This window comes from Candidatus Shapirobacteria bacterium (genome assembly GCA_041659325.1).
Classification (GTDB): Bacteria; Patescibacteriota; Microgenomatia; order UBA12405; family UBA12405; genus JBAZYN01.
In genome coordinates, this window is sequence record JBAZYN010000001.1 from 216822 (window position 1) to 242725 (window position 25904).

Annotated in this window: 22 protein-coding genes and 1 tRNA gene; 11 read left to right on the plus strand and 12 right to left on the minus strand. The window is 39.7% G+C overall.

Going from position 1 to position 25904, the window contains the following annotated elements:
* Positions 1 to 143: 143 nt before the first annotated feature.
* Both argS and WC841_01205 read right to left on the minus strand, forming a co-directional pair.
* A complete protein-coding gene (gene argS / locus WC841_01200; protein MFA5827966.1) occupies positions 144 to 1871 on the minus strand; it encodes an arginine--tRNA ligase in 1728 nt (575 codons plus the stop codon).
* Positions 1872 to 1883: 12 nt separating this feature from the next.
* On the minus strand, positions 1884 to 2219 hold the full coding sequence (locus tag WC841_01205) for a methionine--tRNA ligase (protein MFA5827967.1): 336 nt from the start codon (positions 2217 to 2219) through the stop codon (positions 1884 to 1886).
* Positions 2220 to 2261: 42 nt separating this feature from the next.
* Here WC841_01205 and WC841_01210 point away from each other — a divergent pair, with 42 nt between their 5' ends.
* A complete protein-coding gene (locus WC841_01210) occupies positions 2262 to 3686 on the plus strand; it encodes a phosphomannomutase/phosphoglucomutase (GenBank protein ID MFA5827968.1) in 1425 nt (474 codons plus the stop codon).
* Positions 3687 to 3715: 29 nt separating this feature from the next.
* The gene (locus tag WC841_01215; GenBank protein ID MFA5827969.1) at positions 3716 to 4921 is read left to right on the plus strand and encodes an aminopeptidase; all 1206 of its coding nucleotides are present in this window, start codon (positions 3716 to 3718) and stop codon (positions 4919 to 4921) included.
* A 27-nt stretch (positions 4922 to 4948) separates the two neighbouring features.
* Here the strand turns inward: WC841_01215 and WC841_01220 are convergent, their stop codons facing one another.
* Together WC841_01220 and WC841_01225 are read right to left on the minus strand one after the other, a co-directional pair.
* The gene (locus WC841_01220; GenBank protein ID MFA5827970.1) at positions 4949 to 7639 is read right to left on the minus strand and encodes a fibronectin type III domain-containing protein; all 2691 of its coding nucleotides are present in this window, start codon (positions 7637 to 7639) and stop codon (positions 4949 to 4951) included.
* 83 nt (positions 7640 to 7722) lie between these two features.
* A complete protein-coding gene (locus tag WC841_01225; GenBank protein MFA5827971.1) occupies positions 7723 to 8040 on the minus strand; it encodes an MGMT family protein in 318 nt (105 codons plus the stop codon).
* A gap of 73 nt (positions 8041 to 8113) precedes the next feature.
* On the opposite strand from WC841_01225, the gene WC841_01230 reads away from it, so the two are divergent.
* Both WC841_01230 and WC841_01235 read left to right on the plus strand, forming a co-directional pair.
* Complete coding sequence (locus WC841_01230) at positions 8114 to 8797, plus strand: TraX family protein (GenBank protein MFA5827972.1); 684 nt, start codon at positions 8114 to 8116, stop codon at positions 8795 to 8797.
* 213 nt (positions 8798 to 9010) lie between these two features.
* Positions 9011 to 10117 (plus strand): hypothetical protein, encoded by a 1107-nt coding sequence (locus tag WC841_01235; protein MFA5827973.1) that lies wholly within the window; start codon positions 9011 to 9013, stop codon positions 10115 to 10117.
* A 21-nt stretch (positions 10118 to 10138) separates the two neighbouring features.
* Here WC841_01235 and WC841_01240 read toward each other — a convergent pair.
* Positions 10139 to 10213: transfer RNA gene (locus tag WC841_01240), tRNA-Glu, on the minus strand.
* A complete protein-coding gene (locus WC841_01245) occupies positions 10192 to 10455 on the minus strand; it encodes a GIY-YIG nuclease family protein (GenBank protein ID MFA5827974.1) in 264 nt (87 codons plus the stop codon). The genes WC841_01240 and WC841_01245 overlap by 22 nt, the downstream gene beginning before the upstream one ends.
* Before the next feature lie 102 nt (positions 10456 to 10557).
* Here WC841_01245 and WC841_01250 point away from each other — a divergent pair, with 102 nt between their 5' ends.
* Both WC841_01250 and WC841_01255 read left to right on the plus strand, forming a co-directional pair.
* Complete coding sequence (locus WC841_01250; GenBank protein ID MFA5827975.1) at positions 10558 to 11697, plus strand: hypothetical protein; 1140 nt, start codon at positions 10558 to 10560, stop codon at positions 11695 to 11697.
* Positions 11698 to 11703: 6 nt separating this feature from the next.
* Positions 11704 to 13359 (plus strand): hypothetical protein, encoded by a 1656-nt coding sequence (locus WC841_01255; protein ID MFA5827976.1) that lies wholly within the window; start codon positions 11704 to 11706, stop codon positions 13357 to 13359.
* Here WC841_01255 and dprA read toward each other — a convergent pair.
* The 4 genes from dprA to WC841_01275 form a co-directional block, all read right to left on the minus strand.
* Positions 13345 to 14223, minus strand: a complete 879-nt coding sequence (gene dprA, locus WC841_01260; GenBank protein ID MFA5827977.1) for a DNA-processing protein DprA — start codon at positions 14221 to 14223, stop codon at positions 13345 to 13347. The genes WC841_01255 and dprA overlap by 15 nt on opposite strands.
* The gene (locus WC841_01265) at positions 14220 to 14579 is read right to left on the minus strand and encodes a YraN family protein (GenBank protein ID MFA5827978.1); all 360 of its coding nucleotides are present in this window, start codon (positions 14577 to 14579) and stop codon (positions 14220 to 14222) included. Before WC841_01265 ends, dprA begins: the two co-directional genes overlap by 4 nt.
* Positions 14579 to 16117, minus strand: a complete 1539-nt coding sequence (locus tag WC841_01270; GenBank protein ID MFA5827979.1) for a YifB family Mg chelatase-like AAA ATPase — start codon at positions 16115 to 16117, stop codon at positions 14579 to 14581. Before WC841_01270 ends, WC841_01265 begins: the two co-directional genes overlap by 1 nt.
* A gap of 61 nt (positions 16118 to 16178) precedes the next feature.
* Complete coding sequence (locus WC841_01275) at positions 16179 to 16556, minus strand: hypothetical protein (GenBank protein MFA5827980.1); 378 nt, start codon at positions 16554 to 16556, stop codon at positions 16179 to 16181.
* A gap of 60 nt (positions 16557 to 16616) precedes the next feature.
* Between WC841_01275 and uvrB the strand changes: the two genes are divergently transcribed.
* Genes uvrB through WC841_01295 form a run of 4 tightly spaced genes read left to right on the plus strand, consistent with a single transcriptional unit; the run spans position 16617 to position 23266 of the window.
* Positions 16617 to 18632: an excinuclease ABC subunit UvrB gene (gene uvrB / locus WC841_01280; protein MFA5827981.1), complete on the plus strand. Its 2016-nt coding sequence runs from the start codon at positions 16617 to 16619 to the stop codon at positions 18630 to 18632.
* Positions 18633 to 18675: 43 nt separating this feature from the next.
* Positions 18676 to 21351: an excinuclease ABC subunit UvrA gene (uvrA, locus tag WC841_01285; GenBank protein ID MFA5827982.1), complete on the plus strand. Its 2676-nt coding sequence runs from the start codon at positions 18676 to 18678 to the stop codon at positions 21349 to 21351.
* Positions 21348 to 22592 (plus strand): GIY-YIG nuclease family protein, encoded by a 1245-nt coding sequence (locus WC841_01290; protein ID MFA5827983.1) that lies wholly within the window; start codon positions 21348 to 21350, stop codon positions 22590 to 22592. The genes uvrA and WC841_01290 overlap by 4 nt, the downstream gene beginning before the upstream one ends.
* On the plus strand, positions 22589 to 23266 hold the full coding sequence (locus tag WC841_01295) for a glycosyltransferase family 2 protein (protein MFA5827984.1): 678 nt from the start codon (positions 22589 to 22591) through the stop codon (positions 23264 to 23266). Before WC841_01290 ends, WC841_01295 begins: the two co-directional genes overlap by 4 nt.
* Here the strand turns inward: WC841_01295 and WC841_01300 are convergent.
* Complete coding sequence (locus WC841_01300; protein ID MFA5827985.1) at positions 23263 to 24390, minus strand: tyrosine--tRNA ligase; 1128 nt, start codon at positions 24388 to 24390, stop codon at positions 23263 to 23265. The two genes, WC841_01295 and WC841_01300, sit on opposite strands and share 4 nt — an antisense overlap.
* 81 nt (positions 24391 to 24471) lie before the next feature.
* A complete protein-coding gene (locus WC841_01305; protein ID MFA5827986.1) occupies positions 24472 to 25197 on the minus strand; it encodes a sortase in 726 nt (241 codons plus the stop codon).
* Between the two features lie 238 nt (positions 25198 to 25435).
* Between WC841_01305 and WC841_01310 the strand changes: the two genes are divergently transcribed.
* The gene (locus tag WC841_01310) at positions 25436 to 25900 is read left to right on the plus strand and encodes a GreA/GreB family elongation factor (GenBank protein MFA5827987.1); all 465 of its coding nucleotides are present in this window, start codon (positions 25436 to 25438) and stop codon (positions 25898 to 25900) included.
* The last annotated feature ends 4 nt before the right edge of the window (positions 25901 to 25904 follow it).

The following is a 25904-nucleotide window of genomic DNA, read 5'->3' on the forward strand; positions in this document are numbered from 1 at the left end:
CGCCTGCCCGCCTCTGGCGGGAGGAGCTTTTCAAGCGACGAAGCAATCATTACAGGATTTGACTATACAAATCTCTCCACTCCGAATTATTGCTTTTGTTAAAGATTGCCACAGTCAATCCTTCCTTCGCAATGACGAAATCTCTACATCTTTTCAATCGGTTTTAATCCCAATAGCACCAGTCCGATACGAATTATACTAGCCGTGGTTTTCGTCAAGAACACCCTAAACGCCTCTTCTTTGCTTTCTACGATCCTATTTTTACCATAGAATTCATTAAACTTCCTGGCCACACTCAAAATATATTCAGCCACTACTGCCGGTGAGAACCTACAAGACGACTCTATAATCTTTTCCTCAAATTTGTAAAATTCTCTAAGTAGTTGTAATTCATCTTCATTTATTGATAGGGGAACCGAGTCAATATTTTTCTGTTCAAGTATTCTAGTTTTGGCCAACACACTCTGGCATCTGGCATAAGTGTACTGAAGATATGGCCCCGAATCTCCGTCCAAGCTCATTATCTTATCCCAGTCGAAAATAACATCCTTTCTTGGGTCAGACGACAAGTCATTAAATTTAATTGCCCCGATTGCCACCTCTTGAATCATTTCCTGTTTTTCAGTTGACGTCATTTCTTTGGACACACTGCTCTTTTCAGCTACTGCAGTCGCCATCTCTTTCGCTCTGTAAATTACTTCAGATAAATGAATTGTCTGCCCTTTTCTGGTAGAAAACTTCCCATCCTTCCACCTTATCAAACCATGACCGATATGTTTAAACCCATCCTTCGGCATCCACCCAAGCATTTTAGCGACCGCAAATACTTGTCTAAAATACAAATTTTGATCAGAACCCACCTCATAGACAATTAAGTCAGGGTTCCAGGTCTCTTTGCGATATTTTATTGCTGCCAAATCTCTGGCCAAATATGTAGTCGCCTCATTAGTCTTTTTCAAAATTATCGGAGGCATATTTTCAAATTCTATAATTAACGCCCCTTCACTCTTCCTGGTTATACCCTTTTTAATACAATCATTTATTACATCCTCGAGCATTGGTAAATAAAATGATTCTCCATACGCAAAGTCAATTTTTACCCCCAAAAGATCATAAACCCGGTCAAATTCCAAAAGAGAAATATCGACACACTTTTGCCAAATAGACTTAGCTTCAGAATCACCATTCTCTAATTTGGAAAACCACTCCCTGGCTTCTTCAATCAACCCCGGTTCTTTTTCTTCTTCCTCGTGGAACTTCACATATAATTTTTCCAAATCGTCTACCGTCATATTGTCCACCGTCTTTTTCCCCCACTTCTTTACCGCCACAATCAATTTTCCGAATTGTGTGCCCCAATCGCCCAAATGATTGTCCCCAATACAATTCCACCCTAAAAATTTATAAATATTATAGATTGCCTGACCGATATTGGTTGACCGTAAATGCCCGATACCAAAAGGTTTGGCAATATTCGGAGCCGAGTAGTCCACCACCACTGTTTTACCTTTCCCGTATGCATTAAGTTTATTTCTAAACTCTATTTCGTAATTGATTACTTCTGCCTGTCTTAGTAAAACTTCATTTTTCAAAAAAATATTAATAAATCCGTTTCCCGCCACTTCCGCCTTTTCAATCAATCCGCTCTCCTGAGAAAAAGCCGAGATTTTTACAAGAATTTCTTGAGCCAAAACTTTCGGGTTCTTTTTTTCTCTTTTTCCCAGAATCATACCGATATTTGTCGAATAATCTCCAAAATTACTATCGGCCGGATGTTCAAAGATTATTTCATCACTATCGATTTTATAGCCCATAGAACTAATAGTTTGGGAGACAATCTCGGTCAGCTGTTTTACAATATCAGTTTGCATCATAAGATAATATCAAAAAACCTTTACTCCGTTTTTCATGTCCTTTTCCAATAAAAGAATACTTATCATCCCGTTTTCTTCGTCATCAGCGGCAAAAATCATCGCCTCCGATTCCTCACCCATTATTTTTTTCGGAACCATATTAACCACAAACACTGTTTTTTTATCGATTAATTCTTCTGGCTCATACCATTTATGTATACCGGAATACACCGTTTTTACCCCCAACTCGCCAAAATCTACTCTCATTCTGATTAATTTCTCCGATTTCGGAACACAAACTGCTTCAATAATTTGGCCTACTCTAAACTCAACCTTGGAAAAATCGGCATAAGTTATTTGATCCATAATCGATTTTATCAAATAAATCACTTTATGATATCCTAGAGGATGAAGATAAACCCCAATATGTTTCGAGGATATGATTTACGTGGTATTGCTAATGTCGATTTAAATCCGGAAATAGTTCAAAACATCGGCCGTGCCTATGGAACTTATTTATCTAACAAAGATATCAAGGATGCAGTTGTCGGTCGTGATTGTCGTCAGACCAGTTTGGAATACTCAGAGGCACTGATTAAAGGAATCAGACAGTCGGGGATTAATGTGGTCGATATTGGCCTAACCATGATAGGCACCTTTTATTGGTCTCAACATCACTTAAACATCCGAGGGGGTGTTTTTGTTACCGCCTCACATAATCCGGCCGAATACAACGGCTTTAAAATTGCATCTGACCTTTCCGAAACGCTTGTCTCCGACGGAATGAAAGAACTCCGTATAAAAGTAGAGAATGATGATTATGTTCAAAATAAACCCCAAGGTACTTACAAAGAATATGATATTAACGAACCCTATTTTCGGGAAATTATTAAACTTTTCCCTCAGAATAAAAAATTAAAAATCCTAATTGATCCCAGTCATACCACTGCCGGTGTAATGGTTCCGTCTCTGCTTCGTCGACTAGGCCACGAAGTAATTGAAATGCACTGCAATATCGACCCCACGTTTCCACTTGGAACACCCGATCCGACAGAGTCATTCGTTGCAAAAAGGTTGTCACAAGAAGTTGTTTCCGCCGGCGCCGACATTGGCTTTACCTACGACTCTGATGGTGACAGAATCGGAATTGTCGATGAAAAAGGTGGGATTATTTGGAACGATGTTTTGTTGGCTATTTTTGCGGCCGATGTTTTGGCACACCACCCAGGCGAGAAGATCATGTTCAACACCCTTTGTTCCAAAATAGTTCCCGAAACCATTGTTGCCAACGGAGGTGTCCCATTCATGTGGCGAACAGGCCATTCTTTTTTAAAGAAAAAAAATCAGGAAATAAAAGCTGCTTTTATTGGTGAACTTTCCGGCCATTTTTTCTTTTCAGCAGATTTCTATAATCATGATGATGGTATTTATTCCACCGTAAGACTAATTGATTATATCGCTCGAACAGGTAAAACATTATCCGAGGCAGTTTTAAAGTTGCCTCAATATATTTCCAGTCCAGAGATAAAAATCGGCAGTCCTGATGACAAAAAAGTTGCTTTAATGTCAAAAATCAGTCAAATATTGAAAAAAGATTATCCCTCCGCTGAAATTGTAGATGATGAGAGAGCCGGAGATGGAGTCCGACTCGATATGCCGGATTCTATGTTTGTGGTCCGTTATTCCCAAAACGGACCTTATCTAACCATAAAATTTGAAGCCAGAACGCAGACTAAATACGAAGAACTAAAAAAATACATTGCAAATCTCATGCGCACTTTTCCACACGACGTAGACTGGTCATTTGGCGCTAATTTGGAAAGCTTAGAGTAAAGTCCATTTTTATTGTCTATTATATTTTTATGACAAAATATCAACCTTCAGTCGAAATTCTTGATCGTTACGCCGACGTTCTCGTCAACTTTGCCCTTAATCACGGCAAAGGAATGAAAAAGGGAGAAGTGGTTTTTCTCCAAGTCCCGGAATCTGCAAAACCTCTCCTAGTTTCATTGCAAAAAATAGTCCTTCGGAGTGGGGGACACGCCATCATACAATATCTCCCCGATGAAATCCAAAAAGATTTTTTTGCCCTGGCCTCAGACGAACAAATAAATTTTTTTCCTGCCAAATTTTTAAAAGGAAAAATCGACCAGGCCGATCATTTTCTCACCATTTTAGCCGAAACCAATCTTCACGAACTTGAAGGCATAGACCCATACAAAATCATGGACCGCAATCGCTCCATGAAGCCCTATCTCGATTGGCGAAATGTCAAGGAAGCCAAAGGAAAATTTTCCTGGACACTTGGTCTGTATGCCACCCCTGCCATGGCCAAAGAGGCCGGTATTTCTTTAAAATCATGCTGGAAACAAATCATTCGCGCCTGTTATCTTGACAACCACAGCCCCGTTAACAAGTGGAAAAAAGTCCAAATCGAAATTAATCGTGTAAAGGACAAATTAAATAAACTTAATATTGAAAGTTTACATATTAAATCCAGAAATTGTGACTTTACAGTTGGGATCGATAGAAACAGAAAATGGCTAGGCGGTAACGGTGCCAATATTCCCAGTTTTGAGCTGTTTATTTCTCCCGACTGGCGAAAAACCAACGGCCATATATTTTTCAATCAACCCCTTTACCGTTACGGTAATCTGATAAAAAACATAAATTTAGATTTTAAAGCAGGTATAGTAATCAATGCCACCGCCAATTACGGCCAAAAGGTACTCACCGATTTATTAAAAGTAGAAAACGCAAACAAAATCGGTGAATTTTCTTTAACTGACAAACGCATATCCAAAATAAACAGCTTTATGGCAGAAACTCTCTATGATGAAAATTTCGGAGGCAGATTTGGCAATACTCATATTGCCCTGGGTAATTCTTTTCGAGATTCTCACCCCGGTAATACTTCAAAAATTACCGCAAAAGAATGGGATGATCTGGGATTCAATGACTCAGCCATCCATGTTGACCTAATATCTAGCGAGAATCGAATGGTCACCGCAACCTTAGAAAACGGCACGCAGATAATAATCTATAAGGATGGTGTCTTCTGTATTTAAACACTTCACAACCTACTAACCTATCTTCTATCTTTTGGTTGTAAAATTTTTAACTGAGGAACTATATTCAACCCCGGATGCGTTCTTAGAGTGTACTTTATAATAGTACTTTCTACCCCGGCTTAAACCAGAGAGCTTTACGGAATGAATTTTTGTCAAGTTATTATCTAAAGTCGTCGAATTATTAAGAAAAATTGACATTACTCCATAGCTCACCCTACTTGTTCCTGGGTTTGAGCTTGTCCAGTTTATTACCACCGAACTACTGGTAATATTTGTGGCGGAAATTGCCGATATAACTATTGGCTGAGCTGTTGGTATCGGAATTGGTGTTGGTGTATTTGTAGGAGTGGGTATACTAGTCGGTACCAAAACAGGTATTGGGTTTTTATAAATTCTAATTTGCCCTCTGTTTGCATCAAATACATACAAATCATCATTACTATCAAAAACTGCTCCAACCGGCCAATTATAGAAATCAGACAGATAACCATCAGGTTTTGCAAACTCTGGATCGGACGGGTTATTCTGGTTAACAAGTGCCGGATCATTATAATACTCAACAAACCTGTTGCCTCCATAAGGATTTTGCCCTACCACCATTTGATTTAGGCTATTGAATGTTGGTTCAAAAGTCATATGTGGATAGCTGTTCGATGAGCTTTTTCTCGGAAATGACTTGGTGGCGAAGGTGGCATACATAACTTCTGCGTTGTCCGATGGAAATAAGGCCGAAGAAAACATCAGCAGTCTCCAGTTTCCCGCCGATTCCAAATAATGGTCCGATACATACAAATTCCCTTTTTTATCTATTGCCAAAGCCCCGGGGTAACACAGCATATTCAAATCCGCCGTCAGTGCTGTCCCTGAATTGGGCTGAGGCACCACACCTCGATTACACTCATTCCCGTTAATATCATTCTGCCCCAATACAACGTCGACCACCGGATCAGTCAGTGGGGTTCTTATTCTAAACACTCTGTGATTAATAGTGTCTGATACCCACAAAAACTCAGAATGTTCCGTAATCGCTAATCCGTGAGCATCATCAAAATTCACCTGCCCTCCGCCTAAAACCTGAATCGGCGAACTAATTATTTTCACTGCCGACGCACCGATCGATAAAGGTGCCTGGTATAAAACTACTTGGTTGGACCTCATTATCCAAACTCTGTTATCAGAATCAACTTTTATCTGTTCATACCCGGGATTTGGTAGCTCGCTAAAATTAGAAACGCCTACATAGCCATCCGGTGTTTGGCCGTTTACAAGACTATCCTTATCATTCCAAAACAATACCCTGTTATTACCGGCAATCAGCTGGTTTCCGGCAATAGCGACTCCCACAAAACCCGGATGCTCAAATCTCCTGGCTGAAGTAAAATTATATCCGTATGGTGGAGAAAACAACCTCTTCGTTTGAAGATAACTCCCGTCACTCTGTTTTGTGAACCTATAGACATCTTGTCCATATACATATGAAGAAGGCAGCAAACTACCTTCACTGTCGATCCCCACTGAGCCACCCCCCAATGCTTCAACACTTAATTGTGTAATTACGTTAGTACCGTTGCTATCCCATAATCTGATCCGACCCGACCATACATTATTATCATATACAAATATCCCTCTCCCATCCGGGTCTATTTCTACCGCCACTGGATTTGTGTGATCTGCTCCAAAAATGGCTCCGCTCATTCCGACACTAAACGGTTCACTAAATTGGAGAACTCTATTATTATAAGTATCGGCAACTAATATTCTTGCATTGTTACCGTCATATCTCACCGCTCCCGGACCATGCAATCTATCAGGTGAACTCCCGTATGACCAATCGCCCCCTGTCGTAAAGTTTGGTTGACCCAACACTACATCAGCGGTCTTAGAAATAATACCAGTCTGCGTATCTCTTGGAAATCTCAAAACCCTGTTATTTCCACCATCGGCTACCCATAAATTTCCGAATTTATCGATCGTAACTCCGCCCCCGGCAGCGCCGATAGAGTGAAAGCAGATCGAAAACGCAGTTGGAGGCGGTGAAGCCGAAAAACCATTCCCAATCCCTCCACTGATATTACATTGATTACCGCTAAAATCCGCCTGGCCCCAAACCTCATCCGCCACCGTATCCGTTGTAAACGGGCTAATAAACTTCAATACTCGGTTGTTTTGCGAATCGGCCACAAAAAGATTTCCATAATCATCAACGAACATACTGACAAAACTTTTGTCTTCCAGCGTTGTCCGGGTAGACTCTGGCATCCCACACAAAGTCGATGCCGATGCCGGTCTCCTGTTTGGGTATGTGTCAAAACTTGCATCCTGATTACACGCCCCATAATCACTCGCCGATGGCTGTCCTATTACCAAATCCGCGCTGCACGGTGAATCTCCACTATAACAGTTGGCGAGATTTATCCCAAGTATTCTGCTATTTCCCGAATCCCAAACGTAGAGTCTACCCGGGCTTACCGACCTATCAATTATTGTTCCACCCGGTGATGATACTTTAAACGGTACTACCTCTCGGGGGGCAATCTCTCCAAAATCTCTTTTACCAATAACTGTATCAGCCCAAAAATCTCCGGAAATACCCCGACTTACAACTGCCCCTTGAGCCAATACAAATTCTTTTTTTTGATACCACCAGACGCATGTCAAACTTACAATGAAAATTGATATTACTGACACATAAACCACTTTCGAAAGAACCTTCATAATATATTTTTATCAAACCAATAAAAGCACTTAGCTCAGTAAACAGCAGCAATATATTTTTGTCAATGGGTACTTATCGTCCCCTACAAGTCCCTAAATAATATCTCCTTAAAATCGGATACTCTTCCGTTACATATCTTTACCCCTTCTTCTTTCAGAAGTTCCATCTTCTTTTTCTGATACTTACCGTCTTTAAATCCAAAATAGCCTCCGATCTTTCCATTACTTTTTACCACCCTATGGCAGGGGACTTCGGGAGCAAATGGATTATTCCTTAAAGCCTGGCCAATAGCCCGATAACACTTGCACCCCATAATATCTGCAATTACTTTATAAGTGGTTACGTTGCCAACAGGAACTTTTTTAACTATTTTGTATACTTTATCTCTAAATTTACTCATACGCTAGACAGCCGTGTTGCCGTTCATTAATATTATATCTCTATAAATGTTTAGCCCTGTTATACTCATAAAGATGACCTCATTTCATATCAAGTTGATTGCAATTATCGCCATGGTTATCGACCATGTAAGTCTTTTCTTTTACCCTGACAATCTTGCTCTAAAAATTGTCGGCCGGTTATCTTTCCCGCTTTTTGCTTTTATGGTGGCGATTGGCGCCCGTCACACCCAAAATATCAGCAAATATTTTTTGCGAATGTTAATTTTTGCATTAATCTCACAAACTCCATATCATTTGACCCATCGGCTAATTAATCCTGAATTTTCTAAACTAAATGTTCTTTTTACATTTTCACTAGCCCTCTTGGCAATTATTCTGAGCACCAAAATCACCAAAGTCCTCGTGAAACTTATACCAATAGTACTCTCTGCGGCAGCGGCCCAGTTTCTAAAAACTGATTATGGGGCACTGGGGTTGCTTTTGGTCATTTCCTTTTATTATTTTTTTGATAATTTCAAAATTTCTTCTTTCTCACAAGTTATATTTGCCTTCCTTGCCACCCTTATATCTGTCTCCGGTTTCAAACAGTTTTCCATTTCGCAAATTGATCTTGGCCCTGCAATAAGCCTACTCACTATCCCGATTATCTACTCCTACAATTACAAAGAAGGTCCAAAAGCAAAATACCTATTTTATATCTTTTACCCACTTCAATACACAATAATCTATCTCACCATGACTATATTTTCCCGATAGCAACTTGGAAACACCTACAATAAAGAGCATTTTGATATCATTCCATCTGTTCAACAAAAACAAACTAAAATAAAAGCACTTTATAATATTTATTGATATATCTTTATAGTCAATAAACCCTATTAATAAGCAAAATAGTAATAATATTATCACTTCTGGCTTTTTCCCTTTAAATTAATTAAACTGTGTAAATTATTGATTGTAATTTCAAATATGGAACATAGAGTATCAAGAAGAGATCTTCTAAGATCGGGAGCTGCTGCGCTAGCTGGTCTAGCTGCAAAAGGTTGTATGCCAGAATCTGCCCCTTCGCAAACAGCACAACCTCCTGCCAATAGCAATGAGGCTCCTCAACCATACGTTGAACAGCCCGCTCAACAACCTACAGTTGCAGTGGTTGAAGAAAGACCATCTACAGACAAATCTCTGAATGAACTTTATGATATATATCAAAACGGTGACTTGAGTAAAATTGCTCCGGAGCGTAATTTGGATGAATTAGATCCACGTATTCAAATGATCAGGCAGTATGCAAACAATATTCAAAATGGAAATGCAAAACAGATAGTATTATCCGATCTTGATAGGTTTACAGAACTTACTTCTAACAACCCTGAAACAATAAAATTGTACTATGCTGAAGATGGCCGAGAATACTTGAGAGTTGCTTTAGTTCAGGCACATATCGATGATTCCAAACAGACTGTTCGTTTCGAATTTTTATTAGCTCCAGATCGTAAATCTCTAACCGCCAGTAACCTAGGTGATTTTGTTCATGAACTTCACCACACGATCGCTCAATACGATTATTATGCGCAACACCATACGCTTCAAAGAGACTCACAAATTGAAGAAGCAGAAGAAGTAACTTGTTCTCACCTTGGTAATTTAATACAAGGTCTAGCACTAAAAGATTATCCTACCACAGAGGATTCATCAGAGCTTTTAAAATCTGATATCGGAATTGACGCACCACAGGCAGCTGCACTTTTGGATAATTCTTATAGTTCAGAGCCTGGCAATCCAACCTGGAAGGTTATACAAGACCTTTCGTTGAGATTCGTCTTAAACAGGGGGATCGATAAGTTTAAAAATAAATATGGTGACAAAAAAACAATTTTTAGAATATTGCAAATTATAAAGAACGGAAAAATTAAGGAGGCTCTTATGAGTAAACAATTTGAAGCAGGGAGAGATAAAATTGACACCTATTATAGCCAAAATCCAATTAGTGAAGATATCCAACAACAAATTGAAACTCTACGCCAAGGGGGATATTTACACAACGACTTCATACCACAATCCTATTTATCACACTAAAAATCTAATATCTTCATCGATTGGTGACCCTACGGGGAATCGAACCCCGGTTATTTGGATGAGAACCAAATGTCCTAACCGCTAGACGATAGGGCCTTACTATGTATTAAATTTTCAATAGCCTTTCTGCTTTTCCACGACTTAATTATTTTTTCTCTCTTTCGAGCCAAAGAAAGGCTTGAAAACTTCTCAAAGTATATCAAATTCCAAGGCAATTTTAACTTCGTATATCTGGATCTTCCGGCATTATGATAATTTAGTCTTTGATATATCTCAGACGTTGACCCCACATAATAAGAATTATCCCTCAATGAAGCTAGAATATAAGTGTAATACATAACTTACTCTAACCGCTAGTCCCGATCCTTCGGATCGAGGATGCTCGGTCCCTTATATTCAGACCGGCAACGATAGGGCCGCGTGTTGTACAATTAAAACAGATGAATTCTATCAAATTTCGTCATCAAATTCTTTTAATTCTCATCACCGCTCTTTCATCAACAATTTTCTGGTTGATATTTTATCTCAATATACCCTCCCTGATTGGTTTTCCCGCCACCACCCTTGAGACGATCTTCTCAAACTACGACGGCCCAAATTATATGATTATCAGTAAATGCGGCTACAATCGTGACTGTATCGCTTCAAATTTTTCCCTTCCCTCTGCTCTCGAATATTACCCCGCTCATTTTCCGGCTTATCCGCTCATAATTCGCTTCTTTGACAATTTCTTATCCGGCCCCAAATCAATGCTTCTGGCCACTCTTTTTGGATCAATTTTCCTTAGTCTTATTTTATATAACTTTTTTAACCAGTTTATAAATTCCAAAAAATCACTCTGGCTATCAATTATCATGATATTTTTCCCCGGAAGATTGTTTATATTGCGTCAAATCGGCGCTCCGGAAACCTGGTTTGTGGCCTTTATTCTTCTTTCTATACTTCTCTTTCGCCAAAAAAAATATCTCTATTCTGCCTTATCCGCGGGTTTTTCCTTATCTTTTAAAAGCCCCGGTGTGCTATTGGGTGTGTCATATCTTGCTCTGGCTATATATGAACTTCTTTTCCAAGATTTAAAGCTTAAGGAAATCTTTCGAAAGTACATTTATTTTCTTTTTATTCCTCTGATCCTGCTTGCAATATTCTTTTTATATCATTTTCAAACGGGAGACTTTTTGGCTTATTTTCATAGCGGTGACAATTTTCACCTTAGCCTTTTCCCATATACTGTCTTTATAAGCAATCGATCCTGGATCAACACCATCTGGCTTGAGGACGTTATTTATATATATTTTATTTCTTTATACGGCATTTACCGTTTGAATAAAAAGTATCATCGTGATCTGGTTTCAATATTTCCATCTATATTCCTCCTTGCTACCCTTTTTGTCGCCCACAGGGATATCAGCCGATACATTACCCCTATCTATCCATTTCTCATGCTTTCTTTTCATAAAACTCTTACTCAAAAATCCTTCAAGCTTATCTTTGTCATCCTTCTGCCGGCAATTATCTTATATGCGATCAATTTCGCTATCGGTAATACCGCTCCCATTGCCAACTGGAAACCATATCTATAATCCATCATGACTGATTCTGTTACCCAAATACGTTCAAGTGACCAATCAATACGAAACCATCTTAAAAGCTACATGTCCTCTCTTGAATCAGGGGACACAAGTGTTTCACAGCTAGTCGACACTTACAAACAAATACGTCCATCACTCCACGTAAACCTCTTCTCGGACAAGATCGATATCGGTGCTTTAACGTATTGCCTAACCAGGCTCCCAAGATGTTTTTTTTATGTCGAAACCCTATTACTCGCACAACACCTATCCGATTTTCAAAACAAAGATCTTGATATCCTAAGCTGGCAAAACAGAATCGCCCCGGACCGGCGTAGACAGGTCTTTTACAATCCCAACACCAAAACCGCCATTACTTTTTTATCATCTGACTCGGATATTGATGACATTATAAATATCCTCATTTGTTTTCATATAGAATGGTCCAAGATTGGGAAAATCCTCACCGATAATGGTAAAGGTATAATCGATTTCGAAAAATACAGCCTATTTGGCCTAAACCAAACCGAGTGGCAAAGACTTAAAACTGTTCTCGGAAAAAATTGGAAAAACCATCTTCAAAGTAGCACAGAAATAAAAAACATTGTTATCAAGTTAATATCCCACTCCGATGAAAAATATCAACAAACAATTTCTGCGTGGTGGACCAATGTTTCTCAGAAATCATTTTACCTCGACTTTTCGAATTTGCCGATTTATTTTATTTCCTCCAACCAACACAGTCTGGTAAATATTATTGGTCGGTATGTCACCCAAAAAGAAAATGACATTTTTTATTTTATTCACAAAAAACACCCCGACCTTGAAAAAGAATGGCAATCAGTTAAAAACGGCAGTAATCTGGTAAGAATCACAGATTTTTTATATTATATTTCCGGAAAGTATTTCCAATCGTATCCGGATGAACAATTAAAAAAAATACAATATGAAGAATCTTTAGGAATTAAAAAAATCCAGAGCATCAACGAACTTATCTGTAACGTCCAAATATTTCCGGTTAGTATATTTTCTAAATTACCTGTAGTCGATCCGTCTCTTTCCCTTATCAACATAGACAAAATATCAAAAAGCGACGCTTTGATTGTAAATACCGATTATCCCCTTGGTTTTGCAGCCTATTATGTTTTTCGGGAAATATTATTAAAACAAAAAAACATCAGGGGTTTATATTCAATTGGCAAAGCTGCCATTTTATCCGGTGAAATCGGCGACATCCAGGTCCCTTCTTCTATCTTTGATGAAAGAACCGGAAACATATTTAAAATCAACAATTGTTTCAATCATGAAAATCCGATCATCTCAAAACAAAATCAGGTATTTTTAAACCAAAGAGCCATCTGTGTCTATAATCCCTTTCTCGAAAACGAAAAACAATTAAAAGGTTATATAGACACAGGTTTCAACATTGTTGAAATGGAATCAGGCCCACTTATGACTTCAATTGCTCAGTGGCAGTCAAGGAGAGATACTCCTCAAAATGTCGTCTTTAATATTGGCAAATTACCCTTTGACTACGGCATTATCAACTATGCCTCTGATAATCCTTTGTCAAGAACTTTAGGAGAGGGGTCAATGGCCATCAGGGGAGTTGAACCTACTTACTTGGCAACAATTAGCGTTCTTCAAAGAATCATCGATTTAGAGTGCATATAACTTTCCGTTATCGTCCTCAATCACCCCATCCATTATCATTTTCGATATCAAAATCGAAATTTCAGGAATATTCATGTTAATTTCTCTTGCCAGTTCGTCAGTTGTCATCGATTCCCGCCGTAAGACGCTTATTACTTTCTTATATTCAATATTAATATCGTTTTCCTCAAAAATATCCATTTGCGTTACATAATTTTTTTGACCTAAAATCTGGCCTGGGCTAACAGCGATTTTTGCCAAACCCTGGTCTATCAACCAATTGCTTCCCTCGGAGGCGGTTGAGGTTATTTGCCCCGGAACCGCAAAAATATTTTTCTTCTGCTTAAACCCAATTCTTGCCGTAATTAAACTCCCGGATTTTACTCCCGCCTCCACTATCAAAATCCCTAAAGTTGACATTCCTGAAACAATTCTATTTCTTTGAGGAAAACTCCACAACGTTGGTTTAAAATCAGGCTCATATTCCGAAACCACCAATCCGCCATTTTCTAATATTTCGGCATACATTTCGTCATTTTCTATCGGGGTTAAACAATTTAATCCGCAACCCAGTACGGCTATAGTTTTTCCACCCAAGCTCAAACATGTTCTATGCGCCTCACTATCAACTCCATACATAAAGCCGGAAATTATAACTACCTTGTTTGCCACCAAATCAGGCATAAATCTTGCAATGACCTCACGGCCGTATTTTGTCATTCTCCGGCTACCCACTACACTCAATGTTTTGGCAAACAATCGGGTATCCCACTCACCCCGGTAATAAAGTTTTTTTGGGCAACCCGATATTTTTTTAAGCTCCATGGGAAAACCCGATTGGTCCTGACAAATTTCATTGATTTTCCATTTCTTCCATTTATTCATTGGATATCTTTATAGTGTTTAGTATTTTCTCCCAATAGGCATACCGCATCGATTCTATATTTTGAATAATTTTTATTAACCTCAGGCCGTTCTATCAAATAAATTTGCGCCACTCTTCTGATTTGGGCAATCTTCCATCCGCTGATCATTTCTTCTGGTGTGCCGAATTTGTTATCGGTCTTAAATTTCACTTCCACAAAAACCAGTCTGTCTCTGTCGGTCATAACTAAATCAATTTCCCCGATATGACACAAAAAATTAGATTCAATCCACCCAAGCCCTTTTTTCTCCAAATACATTCTTGCCCTCTCTTCGCTACTTCTTCCTTTACTATAATTTTCAACTTTTACCTTCATTATTCTCCACTTCTAATTCTATATTGCAACGCCTCAGCCACATGAAATTCTGAAATTTCTCTGCTACCGCCCAAGTCGGCTATAGTTCTCGACACTTTTATTAGTCTAAAATATGTTCTGGCTGACAAATTAAATTTGTTTACCGCCTGTTTTAAAAGTAAATTTGCTCTTTTTGTCAGTTTTGCAAATTCTTTTAAGTGGGAATTTTTCATATCCGAATTACTATGAACCCCGGATATATTTCTGAACCTATCAGTCTGAATTCCCCGGGCTTTAATTACTCTTTTCCTGATCATGGCCGAAGTTTCTCCTCTATTTTCTGCGTCGACGTTAACCATTAGTTTGTTTACATCCACAGCCGGGACATTTAGATGCAAATCAATTCTATCCATTATTGGCCCTGATAATTTTTTTTGATAATTCATAATTTGGTGAACACTGCATTTGCACTCTTTTTTTAAATCACCCAGATACCCACACGGGCAGGGATTTGCTGCTGCCACCAACATAAATTGTGCCGGAAAACTCATCGACCCCGCCGATCTGGAAATGGTTACATTGCCATCCTCAAGCGGCTGCCTTAATGCCTCCAATGTATTTCTACCAAACTCCGGAAATTCATCTAGAAACAATACTCCTCTGTGGGCCAAAGACACCTCCCCGGGGTGAGGGTTACTACCTCCTCCGATCAAACCCACCAAAGAAGTTGTATGATGTGGTGACCGAAAAGGTCTTGTCCTTACCAACGAACCTCCCGGGGGGATATTTCCCGTAACTGAAAATATTTTTGTAACTTCCAAGCTTTCTTTTTCTGTTAAATCCGGCATTATCCCCGGAATTGCCCGGGAAAGCATTGTCTTTCCACTCCCTGGTGGTCCCATCATAAAAATATTATGCCCACCGGCAGCAGCAATCTCCAGCGCTCTTTTGGCCTGTTCCTGTCCAAGTATTTCCGAAAAATCAAAATCCGGTCGTAATTCGTCGTTTAGAATTTCACGGCTAATCGTTTTTAGGGGCTCTATTAACTTATTCCCCCGCAAATGACTTATCAAAGCAGTTAAGCTATCGACCGGATAGACGTAAACTCCTTCAACTATAGAGGCCTCGTTGGCACAAAGTCTTGGAACAAATATGTTTTTTACCCCCTGTTCTCTGGCTAATATCGCCAAAAGAAACACTCCTCTTGTGTGCCGTAAACTTCCATCCAAAGATAATTCACCATAAAAATATGATTTTTCTTTCGGCAAAGACACATCGCCTAAAGCGCTTATAATCCCAATGGCAATTGGCAAGTCATAATATGCGCCATCTTTTGGTAAATCAGCTGGCGCTAAATTAACGGTAATCTTTGCTGTAGGAAATTCAATATCAGAATTAATAATCGCGGTCTTAACTCGCTCTTTGGCTTCCTCAATGGCCTTACTGGCTAATCCGACAATCCCGAATCCCGGAAAACCCTTTTCCGCAACATTAGATTCAATTTCTACATCAACTGCCTTTAGACCATAATTTGCCGCACTACATATTTTTGTCAGCATCTATACTTACTCTACCATTCAAAAATACTCTTCACTAGCCACCATTACTTTCTCCCTATCTTTAAGTAATATCATCTCGCACATATAACCTTACATTTATCCCCATATCAACCAGACTATTCCCTGTCAGCCTTAAATCTTCAGGACCCAACAAATCTGCCCCGGCCAACAGTACTTCAGCCCCTCTGTCCACGATCCTGTTCTTGTCCTCTCCAATAACTCTCATTATATCGGGATAGTTTCTTACTGCCAACGTGCGCAACACGCCTCCAGCGCTTTTTGTCATTGACCTCAACATTCCTCCTCCGTCATCGCACACAACTTGTAAAGCCCAAAAAAAAGTATTATCCCCAAGACAAACTTGTTGTCTTGCAAAAATTTTATCAGCCATTGCCTCAGAATCTATAGCACCATAAAACTCTACTGTCCCTCTTGGCATCGATACATTATACAGTATTTAACTACCCGAAAACTACCCGAAACTTGATAAAATAACAATGTGAATTTCCATCTAGAGTCCGACATGAAACCAGCAGGGGACCAGCCCCAAGCCATCGATAAACTGGTCTCCGGACTAAACTCCGGCATCTCCAAACAAACCCTGCTAGGAGTTACCGGCTCCGGCAAAACCTTTACTATTGCCAACGTCATCCAACAAACTCAACTTCCTACTCTAGTAATATCTCACAACAAAACACTCGCTGGTCAACTTTATCAGGAATTCAAAGAATTATTTCCAAAAAACAAAGTCTCCTATTTCGTTTCCTACTACGATTATTATCAGCCCGAAGCTTACATCCCTGCCTCCGACACCTACATTGCCAAAGAAGTTGAAATAAACGATTTAATCGATAAACTTCGACTCGAAGCTACTTCAAACATATTTTCCGGTGATGACAATATTATTATTGCGTCTGTTAGTTGTATCTACAACATCGGCGACCCAATTCAGTTCAGTGGTCGTACGATTGATTTTGCCCTCGGCCAAAATTGGAGCCGGCGCATCTTTTTAGAAAGCCTAATTTCCCTCTATTACACCCGATCAGAATTAGAGTTTAAACGTTCAACCTTCAGAGTCAGGGGTGAAATTTTTGAAATATGGCCCTCCTATCAGGATTGGATTTTGGTCCTCGAATTCAAAGAGGGAACACTTACAAAGATTACCAACCGTCACCCCTTTTCCGGCCACGAATTTGATCTAAAAGAATTTCGTTTATATCCTGCCAAACAGTATGTTGGTGCCTCCGGCTCTGATCTAAAACCAATTTTTGAAAAAATCCGCTCTGATTGTCAAAAACAAGTCGAAATTTTTAAATCTCAGAACAAAATTCTTGAGGCTCATCGGATTCAACAACGAGTTGAATACGACTTGGAAATGCTAACTGAAATGGGTTATGTCAACGGTATTGAAAATTATTCAATTTATTTTGAAGAAAAACGTCAACATGGCGACCCGCCATTCACCCTTATTGATTATTTTAACCATAAATGGGGTAAAAGTTTTTTGACCGTTATCGATGAATCACATGTCACCGTCCCCCAAATCGGCGGTATGTATTTTGGTGACTTATCCCGTAAACAAAATCTTGTTGATTTTGGTTTCCGCCTCCCTTCAGCTATCGATAACCGTCCGCTTAAGTTTGACGAATTCTACAACCGAACGCCCAAAGTTATCTATGTCTCCGCCACCCCTGCCGACTATGAAATTAAAGAGTCCAAAGGAAATGTAATCGAACAAATCATTCGCCCTACCGGCCTGATCGACCCACCTATCACTATCCGCCCTAGTATTTCTCAAATTTCTGATCTAATAAGTGAAATAGAAAAACGAGTTGCCAAAAAAGAACGTGTCTTAGTAATCACTATTACTAAACGTATGGCCGAAGATTTATCAACATATTTGTCAAATGTCACAAAAACCTGCCTGCCGGCAAGTACGGCCCCAATTCCTTTTAAGGTTGCCTATTTGCACTCTGATATTGATACTCTGGAAAGGTCAAATGTTTTGGATAATCTCCGTAATGGTAATTATGACGTTCTGGTCGGTATCAATTTATTAAGAGAAGGTCTGGATTTACCGGAAGTCACTCTGGTTGCTATTTTAGATGCAGGAAGCCAAGGATTCCTGCGGTCAAAATCCTCTCTCATTCAGATCATGGGTCGGGCCTCAAGAAACGTAAACGGCCAAGTTATCCTTTATTCCGACACCATGTCCGATGCCATGAGCGGTGCTATCAAAGAAGTCAATCGCCGTCGGCTAATTCAGCAGAAGTATAATGAGGATTATGGAATTACCCCTCAAACCATTATCAAATCCATCCGTCCAAAAATTATCCAAATAGAGGCAAAGACAGTCGAGCCATTAATGCAAATAGATCCCGAGTCTCTTACTCCGCCACAAAAAAAACAATATATCACCAAACTCAAAAAAGAAATGCGCTCCCTTGCTTCCGATATGAATTTCGAAGAAGCCATTCAAATTCGGGATAAAATTAGAGATATCGAAAAAATCTAACTAACTAAAACGCCCATATATTTGGTAAAATATAAACTTCATTATGACAAATTTTCAAACCAAAATTGTAGTCAAAGGTGCCAGGGAAAACAACCTCAAAAATGTATCCTTTGAATTCCCCAAAAATCAGCTGGTAGTTTTTACCGGAGTTTCCGGATCCGGCAAGTCATCCATGGCCTTTGACACCCTTTTTGCCGAAGGCCAACGTCGTTATGTTGAAAGCCTCTCTTCTTATGCCCGCCAGTTTTTGGGCAGTATGAAAAGACCAGAAGTCGATTTAATCGAAGGACTTTCTCCGTCAATTGCTATCAATCAAAAGGCTATTTCCCACAACCCCCGCTCTACTGTTGGCACCGTCACCGAAATCTACGATTATCTTCGACTTCTTTTTGCCCGCATTGGCCATCCTCACTGTCCACAATGCGGCCGGGAAGTTGCTCCTCAAACCACCAAACAAATTGTCACCAACATTCTCGACAATGCCAAATCAGCTGTCACCGGTCCATTCACCTATCGAATATTGATTTTAGCCCCGGTTGTCCGCGACCGGCGGGGAGATTTTAAAGGTCTTACTGACAATCTTCGCAAACAAGGGTATAAGTGGATCAGGGCCGATAACTCTCTAATAGACTTGTATACGGATTTCGGTATTGCCAAAACCAACAAACACACCATCGATGCCGTTATTGACCGTGTCTCTATCAATAAAGATAGTCTAAAACAGCATGATGAGCTTTATTCCCGTTTAGTCGACGACGTCGAGCAAGCCATGAAACTGTCAAACGGTCTGACCATAGCCAGTCGGATAGATGACCAATCTTTTGAATTTCCAGACAAACCAAAGGAGATGGTTGATAACTTATATTCCGAAAATTATGCCTGTCCTGTCTGCAACATCTCCCTTCCGGAAATCGAACCACGTCTTTTTTCTTTTAATTCTCCCCAAGGGGCTTGTCCTGAGTGCAAAGGTTTGGGCTCAAAATTCCAGATCGACAGATCCAAATTCCCCGAATGGAAAGCTCAATACTTAGAAGCCAGGTACTACAATTCACCCTCTGACGCTGTCCGTGAAGAATTGGAAAATCTAATGATTAAAGAGAGTTGCCACGTCTGTGCGGGCTCCCGCTTAAACAAAGACGCCCTTTCCATCACTATAACCGGGAAAAACATTTATCAGACAACTTGTTTATCAATTGAAAACCTAACCAACTGGGTTGGCAGCCTGGAAACAATGTTAACAAGCGACAAAGAACAGGAAATATTGTCCCCTATCAAAAAAGAAATTTTGGCTCGACTCGAATTTTTATTGGCCGTAGGCCTTGACTATCTAAGTCTTGATCGGGAAGCGGGAACTCTTAGTAGCGGCGAATCTCAACGCATCCGTTTAGCCAGTCAAATCGGTACCGGTTTAACGGGAGTTTTGTATATATTAGACGAACCAACCATAGGTCTGCATTCCCGCGATAATGATCGGCTTATTACCACCCTCAAAAAATTAAGAGACTTAGGTAATACCGTTGTAGTCGTAGAACACGACGAGGATGTTATCAGAAACGCCGATCATATTGTCGATTTTGGTCTTTATGCCGGCAAAAATGGCGGTGAAGTTGTCGCTCAAGGATCCATAAATGATATTTTAAATAACACCATATCTTTAACCGGTAAATACCTTTCTGGTCGTTCCGTCATCGCGAGCGTAGCAAAACAATCTTCAAAACAATCAGCAAAAATTACTATTCATGGCTGCCGCCAGTGGAATTTAAAAAATATCAATGTCGATTTTCCAATTAATCGCCTGATCTCTGTTACTGGCGTCTCCGGCTCCGGCAAATCCACCCTAATCCACGACACCCTCTATGGTGGTATTCGAAAATCAATCTATGGTAGTTATTATGGCACAATAGGGGAATACGACAAAATCGAGGGCACCGGCAATATCTCTGACGTTCTTTTAGTCGACCAATCACCTATAGGTCGAACTCCCCGCAGCAACCCCGCCACCTATACCAAAATTTTCGATGACATCAGGGTCTTAATGGCCAAAACCACCGAAGCCCAAATCCGCGGTTTTGGTGCCGGTCGATTTTCCTTTAATGTCAAAAGTGGTCGTTGCGAAGCCTGCCAAGGGCAAGGCCAAATAAAAATAGAAATGCAGTTTTTGCCCGATATTTATGTTACTTGCGATGAATGCCACGGCACCAGATTTAAAGAAGAAACTCTCGAAGTAGATTACAAGGGCAAAAACGTCGCCGAAATTTTAAAACTTACTATTGATGAAGCTGCTGGGTTTTTCACCAACATCCCAAGTCTACGGCGTAAACTTGGCACCATTCAGGAAGTTGGATTGGGATACTTAGAATTAGGACAACCATCAAATACACTTTCGGGAGGGGAGTCACAAAGACTCAAAATCAGCCGTGAGTTAGTCAAAAAATCAGGTAGTCGAATCTTGTATGTTTTAGACGAGCCAACCACCGGGCTCCATTTTTATGATATCGACAAACTAATCAAAGTCCTTCGTCAGCTTGTGGATAAAGGCAATACGGTCGTAGTTATTGAACACAATCTTGATGTTATTGCCAATTCAGACTGGATAATCGATATGGGCCCCGAAGGTGGCGAAAAAGGGGGAAATATCATCGCTTCAGGAACCGTAGATGACATAATCGCCGCAAAGTCAAGTTATACCGGCGCCTATCTTGCCAAAAAGTTAAAATGATTCTTCTCAAAAACTTACCCGATAAGCCCGGAATTTATATCTATCGAGACGTCAATAATAAAATAATCTACGTTGGCAAAGCCATAAATCTCAAAAAACGAGTTACCCAATATTTCCAAAGAGATGACGCTTTGGGCATAAAAACATCTGCCCTGGTTAGCCAAATCCACTCCATTAGCTTCAAAACCGTAGAATCAGAAATCGAAGCTCTGATTTTGGAATCTTCCTATATAAAAAAGTACAAACCAAAGTACAACTCCCTTCTGACCGACGATCGAAGCTATATCTATATTTGCATTACCAAAGATGAATATCCAAAAGTCTACTCGGCCCACAAATCCTCTCTGCCCACCAACGCCTATATCTATGGCCCCTTTCCTGACGGCTCAGCCGTAAGATCAATCCTCAAAACAATCCGCCGTTTGTTTCCTTATTATGGAAACAAAAACCATCCTAAAACCCGGTGTCTCTATTGCCATCTTCATCTCTGTCCTGGGCCAAATCCAAACAAAATTCACTATCTCCAAAACATCAAAAATATCAAAAAGATTCTCAACGGCAAATTCAAATCAGTCGGCAGACAACTAAAAAAAGACATGCTTTTGGCATCCCAAAATGAAGACTATGAAATTGCCATAGAGACAAGAAACCAACTAGAAGCTCTAACATATATTACTACAGGTTGGCACAACCTTTCTAATCTCTTTGAAAGTACAAATTTACCCGAAGACCAAACCAGCAGTGCCATAAATGGTCTGAAAATTGTCCTAGAGCCATATTTTCCCAAACTAAGAAACCTAAATCGGATCGAATGTTTCGATATCTCCCAAATGGGTACAAATCATTTTGTTGGTGCCATGGCTGTTTTTGAAGACGGAAAGCAAAGATTTGACCAGTATCGTAAATTTAAAATCTATTCCAAAGTTACTCCCGACGACCAGTTTATGATGAAAGAAATTGTTTTTCGTCGTCTAAAACACCCCGAATGGGGAACCCCCGACCTAATTGTTGTCGACGGAGGCAAACCGCAAGTCTCTTCCTGTCTCACCCTCACCGATACCCCATTATTTGGAATCGCCAAAAAACTTGAGACGATTACTATCAAGACACCCCAAAGCTGGATTGAAATCAATTTACCAAAAAACTCCAACTCCCTTAAGCTCCTTCAAAACCTACGAAACGAAGCCCATCGATTTGCTAATAGATATCGAAAAGAATTAATGCAAAAATCAATTATATGAAAATCTCAGTAATTGTTCCTTGCTACAACGACGGTAAATACATTAATCACGTAATAGACCAATTAAGAAAATCAAAATTTGTCGGTGAAATAATTGTTGTCGACGATGATTCCGGTCAGGAAACAAAAAATCTTCTGCAAAAAATTAAAGGTATTAATCTGATTACTAATACCCGAAACATCGGTAAATCAAAAACTCTAAAAAAAGGAGTTTTGGCCTCTAAATTCGATTATGTTGCTTTTATTGATAGTGACCTAACTGGTTTTACCTCACGTCACTTTGAAAGCCTCGTTAAACCGGTTCTAGAAAATGTCTGCGACATTACTACCAGTGTCCGCGGAAAAGAAGCCTGGTATGGTATCCTTTCCGGATTTTCCATTGCCTACACCGGTGAAAGAGCAATGAAAAGAGAATTAATGACGAAAAACATCGATCTCTTTAACAATCATGGTTATATTATCGAGGCAGAATTTAATCGCCGATTTTTGGGTAAGACCCGAATGAAGGGGATCCTTTGGTCCGAAGTTGGACAACACGGTCAACCTGAAAAAAACGGTCTTCGTGGGTGGTTAGTCAACGGGCGCCAAGTAACTTCTTACCTCAAATATCTTGGCCCCTTTGAGATGCTTCGACAACTTGTTCTTGTTAAGCTCCCGTCATACGTTCTAAACTAGGCCAGTAACTCTTTCATTTTATCCAATCCTGCTTTAGCGCGGTCTCCTTCAAAATGTTTCCTTGCTGGTTCCAATTTATCAATCAACCAGTCGCTTAAGGCATTTTTTAAATCTAGCGGAAATAGCTTTTCTCTCTCATAATCAGCAATCAATTCTCCAACGCTAGTATAGATAACATCTCCGCCAAATCTCTCCGGCCGATTTACCCTAAATTCACCGTTCTCCTGTCCCCAAAAGACCAACGACTCCACCCAATTGATTATCGGATTAAATCTAATTTCTTTTGGCGGGCCATAAGCTTTTTTCACCTTACCCCTAATTTCGTCAGGTGTATCGTGAATAAATACTGCAGAATTTGGCTTTGACTTACTCATCTTAAGGTCGATAGCCACCTCTTCGGCTTCTTGTTTTAAATCAACTGATTCCGGCCCGACTAATCCGGCAATTAGATTTTGGTGTAAAGCAATCGGAGCAATTACTTTACCCAACTTATTTTTTAGGGGGTTTATGGTCAATTTTTCTGCAACTTGTCTGGCTACCACGTGGGCTTTCCTCTGATCCATCCCGGCATGTGCCAAATTTACCCCCATCGTAAATATATCCGCTACCTGTAACGGTGGATAGAAAAGAGTTGCCATATCGACATCATTTCCCTGTTTTTTACCCATAATCGAAATAGACCTCAAGTTACGTGAAAGCGTTACATGCTTCCCCACCTCCATAAAGGTTTCCCAATGTTTTAAATTATTCTCGTATAGTTCTTTGCCGCTGATAAACTCAACCTGCCCCTCGTCAACTCCATGGCATTTCAAGGAAGCAATCAACGCCTGTTTAAAATAATTCTCCGAGGCCCACCGAATATCATCCCATTTCCCACCGAGCTTATTATTTAAAAATGTGTGGAAATCAGCCAAAAATACTTTGCACTTGACACCGGCTTTCAAAAAGTCAGCAATTTTCCCCATCGACAAAAAACCGGTTCCCAAGTGGACCATGCCGGATATTTCAAATCCTATGTAATGCGTCAGAGGAGTATCTGTATCCATTAAACCTTTCAATTCATCAATCACCAGTACTTCCTGGCAGTTTCTTGTTATCAGTTCAATTTTTTCTTGTATATCCATGGCTTATTATAGTTTGAACTAAACTATTTGTCATTTTTTGATAAGTTCCCGCGCCCAAACTTTTCCAACTCAGCCCAAATATTAATTGACCCTCTGGGCAAACACCAACAGTCGCTTCCAGTCCGTCCCTATTGGCCAACAAGTCTGGAGAATCACTACTTCTTTTTCAGGGTCATTATATTTCAAATACTCAACTTCACCGGCAGATACTACTTTTTTATCATATACCATATAGATATAAGAATTACCCGAATATCTAATCAAAAATTGATCCTCGTTTGTTAATTCACCCAATAGGTAGAACACGGCATTTTTCCTAACCATATCAAAGCCTTGCTGCGTTGAGTGAGCGAATATATAAGTCATATTGCCTGCTCCCGAACCCGGTGGGCTAGTATCTTTTGCCTGAGCCACCACATTGTTTTCCAAAACCCTTAGATACTCTGTTTTATCAAAAGGAGAAACACTCGCAATTACCTGTGATTCAGCCATAATCTTTGGTATTGAAATCAGATATTCCGAATCAATATACGCCGTAACCCCCACCCCCGGAGTCGGTGAGACGCTATAGGGTGGTGTTTGGTCTACCACCTGCTGAAACCCACGTGAAGCAAGATAATATCTTCCGGAAGCATATAGTATAGGCCAGTATAAATACACCAAAATTCCTGACGCTATAAAAAACAAAAAGTTACCAAAATAAAAAACCATTTTCTTAGGTAATGGAGGATTGCTATAAATTACCCCCTTATTGGACCTAATCAGTACCCTTCGTTTTTTAGGAGTTACCTTAAAAAAATCAATCATTAGTCTATTCTATCGATAGTTACTCGATTTGACAAAAGCAGAATGCTCCTTTAATATATCATCCTATGCAGCTGAAAACCGCGCTAAGCATAAATAAAACCCGACTTTCTAGCCGGAGCATTGCTCTGTTATCATCTGCAAATTTTATTTGCCTCTCCTTTTAACTTAGGGTTTCGAAAATCCGCGAACCCCTAACGACATACACAGAGAGGTTTTTTTTGGCGTTTAATTAAAAAATATGACAAACAAAACACTACTAACCCAATCGGGTTTCAACCAGTTGAGTCAGGAGTTATTAAATCTAAAACAAAAAGAGGAACATCTTGTAACCCAAATCGAAGAGGTGGCCCAGCCTGATGAATCAGGTGAAGATGGTTTGGCCACTCAACTTAAAGAAGAGCTCGAACTTGTATCCGGAAAAATAGAAAATCTCGAAGAAGCTTTGGAAATGTCTCAAATCATAAACGGAAAAACTCCAAAAAATGGCGTCGTTCAAATTGGCTCAAAGGTAAAAATTAAAATTTCCGGTAAAAAAGAATTAGAATTTAATATTGTCAGCCATCTTGAAGCAGACCCAAATCAAAACAAAATATCCGACCAATCACCGCTTGGCCAAGCGTTAATTGGTTGCAAAATTCACGACGAGGTAGAAATTGAAGCCCCGATCGGCAAGCTAACATACAAAATCATCTCCATTAGTTAATCTC

What these genes read in the sequence shown, in the direction of transcription:
- argS (MFA5827966.1), bottom strand. Translation starts at nt 1,871, where the DNA reads ATGCAAACTGATATTGTAAAACAGCTGACCGAGATTGTCTCCCAAACT.
- WC841_01205 (MFA5827967.1), bottom strand. Translation starts at nt 2,219, where the DNA reads ATGGATCAAATAACTTATGCCGATTTTTCCAAGGTTGAGTTTAGAGTA.
- WC841_01210 (MFA5827968.1), top strand. Translation starts at nt 2,262, where the DNA reads ATGAAGATAAACCCCAATATGTTTCGAGGATATGATTTACGTGGTATT.
- WC841_01215 (MFA5827969.1), top strand. Translation starts at nt 3,716, where the DNA reads ATGACAAAATATCAACCTTCAGTCGAAATTCTTGATCGTTACGCCGAC.
- WC841_01220 (MFA5827970.1), bottom strand. Translation starts at nt 7,639, where the DNA reads ATGAAGGTTCTTTCGAAAGTGGTTTATGTGTCAGTAATATCAATTTTC.
- WC841_01225 (MFA5827971.1), bottom strand. Translation starts at nt 8,040, where the DNA reads ATGAGTAAATTTAGAGATAAAGTATACAAAATAGTTAAAAAAGTTCCT.
- WC841_01230 (MFA5827972.1), top strand. Translation starts at nt 8,114, where the DNA reads ATGACCTCATTTCATATCAAGTTGATTGCAATTATCGCCATGGTTATC.
- WC841_01235 (MFA5827973.1), top strand. Translation starts at nt 9,011, where the DNA reads ATGGAACATAGAGTATCAAGAAGAGATCTTCTAAGATCGGGAGCTGCT.
- WC841_01245 (MFA5827974.1), bottom strand. Translation starts at nt 10,455, where the DNA reads ATGTATTACACTTATATTCTAGCTTCATTGAGGGATAATTCTTATTAT.
- WC841_01250 (MFA5827975.1), top strand. Translation starts at nt 10,558, where the DNA reads ATGAATTCTATCAAATTTCGTCATCAAATTCTTTTAATTCTCATCACC.
- WC841_01255 (MFA5827976.1), top strand. Translation starts at nt 11,704, where the DNA reads ATGACTGATTCTGTTACCCAAATACGTTCAAGTGACCAATCAATACGA.
- dprA (MFA5827977.1), bottom strand. Translation starts at nt 14,223, where the DNA reads ATGAATAAATGGAAGAAATGGAAAATCAATGAAATTTGTCAGGACCAA.
- WC841_01265 (MFA5827978.1), bottom strand. Translation starts at nt 14,579, where the DNA reads ATGAAGGTAAAAGTTGAAAATTATAGTAAAGGAAGAAGTAGCGAAGAG.
- WC841_01270 (MFA5827979.1), bottom strand. Translation starts at nt 16,117, where the DNA reads ATGCTGACAAAAATATGTAGTGCGGCAAATTATGGTCTAAAGGCAGTT.
- WC841_01275 (MFA5827980.1), bottom strand. Translation starts at nt 16,556, where the DNA reads ATGCCAAGAGGGACAGTAGAGTTTTATGGTGCTATAGATTCTGAGGCA.
- uvrA (MFA5827982.1), top strand. Translation starts at nt 18,676, where the DNA reads ATGACAAATTTTCAAACCAAAATTGTAGTCAAAGGTGCCAGGGAAAAC.
- WC841_01290 (MFA5827983.1), top strand. Translation starts at nt 21,348, where the DNA reads ATGATTCTTCTCAAAAACTTACCCGATAAGCCCGGAATTTATATCTAT.
- WC841_01295 (MFA5827984.1), top strand. Translation starts at nt 22,589, where the DNA reads ATGAAAATCTCAGTAATTGTTCCTTGCTACAACGACGGTAAATACATT.
- WC841_01300 (MFA5827985.1), bottom strand. Translation starts at nt 24,390, where the DNA reads ATGGATATACAAGAAAAAATTGAACTGATAACAAGAAACTGCCAGGAA.
- WC841_01305 (MFA5827986.1), bottom strand. Translation starts at nt 25,197, where the DNA reads ATGATTGATTTTTTTAAGGTAACTCCTAAAAAACGAAGGGTACTGATT.
- WC841_01310 (MFA5827987.1), top strand. Translation starts at nt 25,436, where the DNA reads ATGACAAACAAAACACTACTAACCCAATCGGGTTTCAACCAGTTGAGT.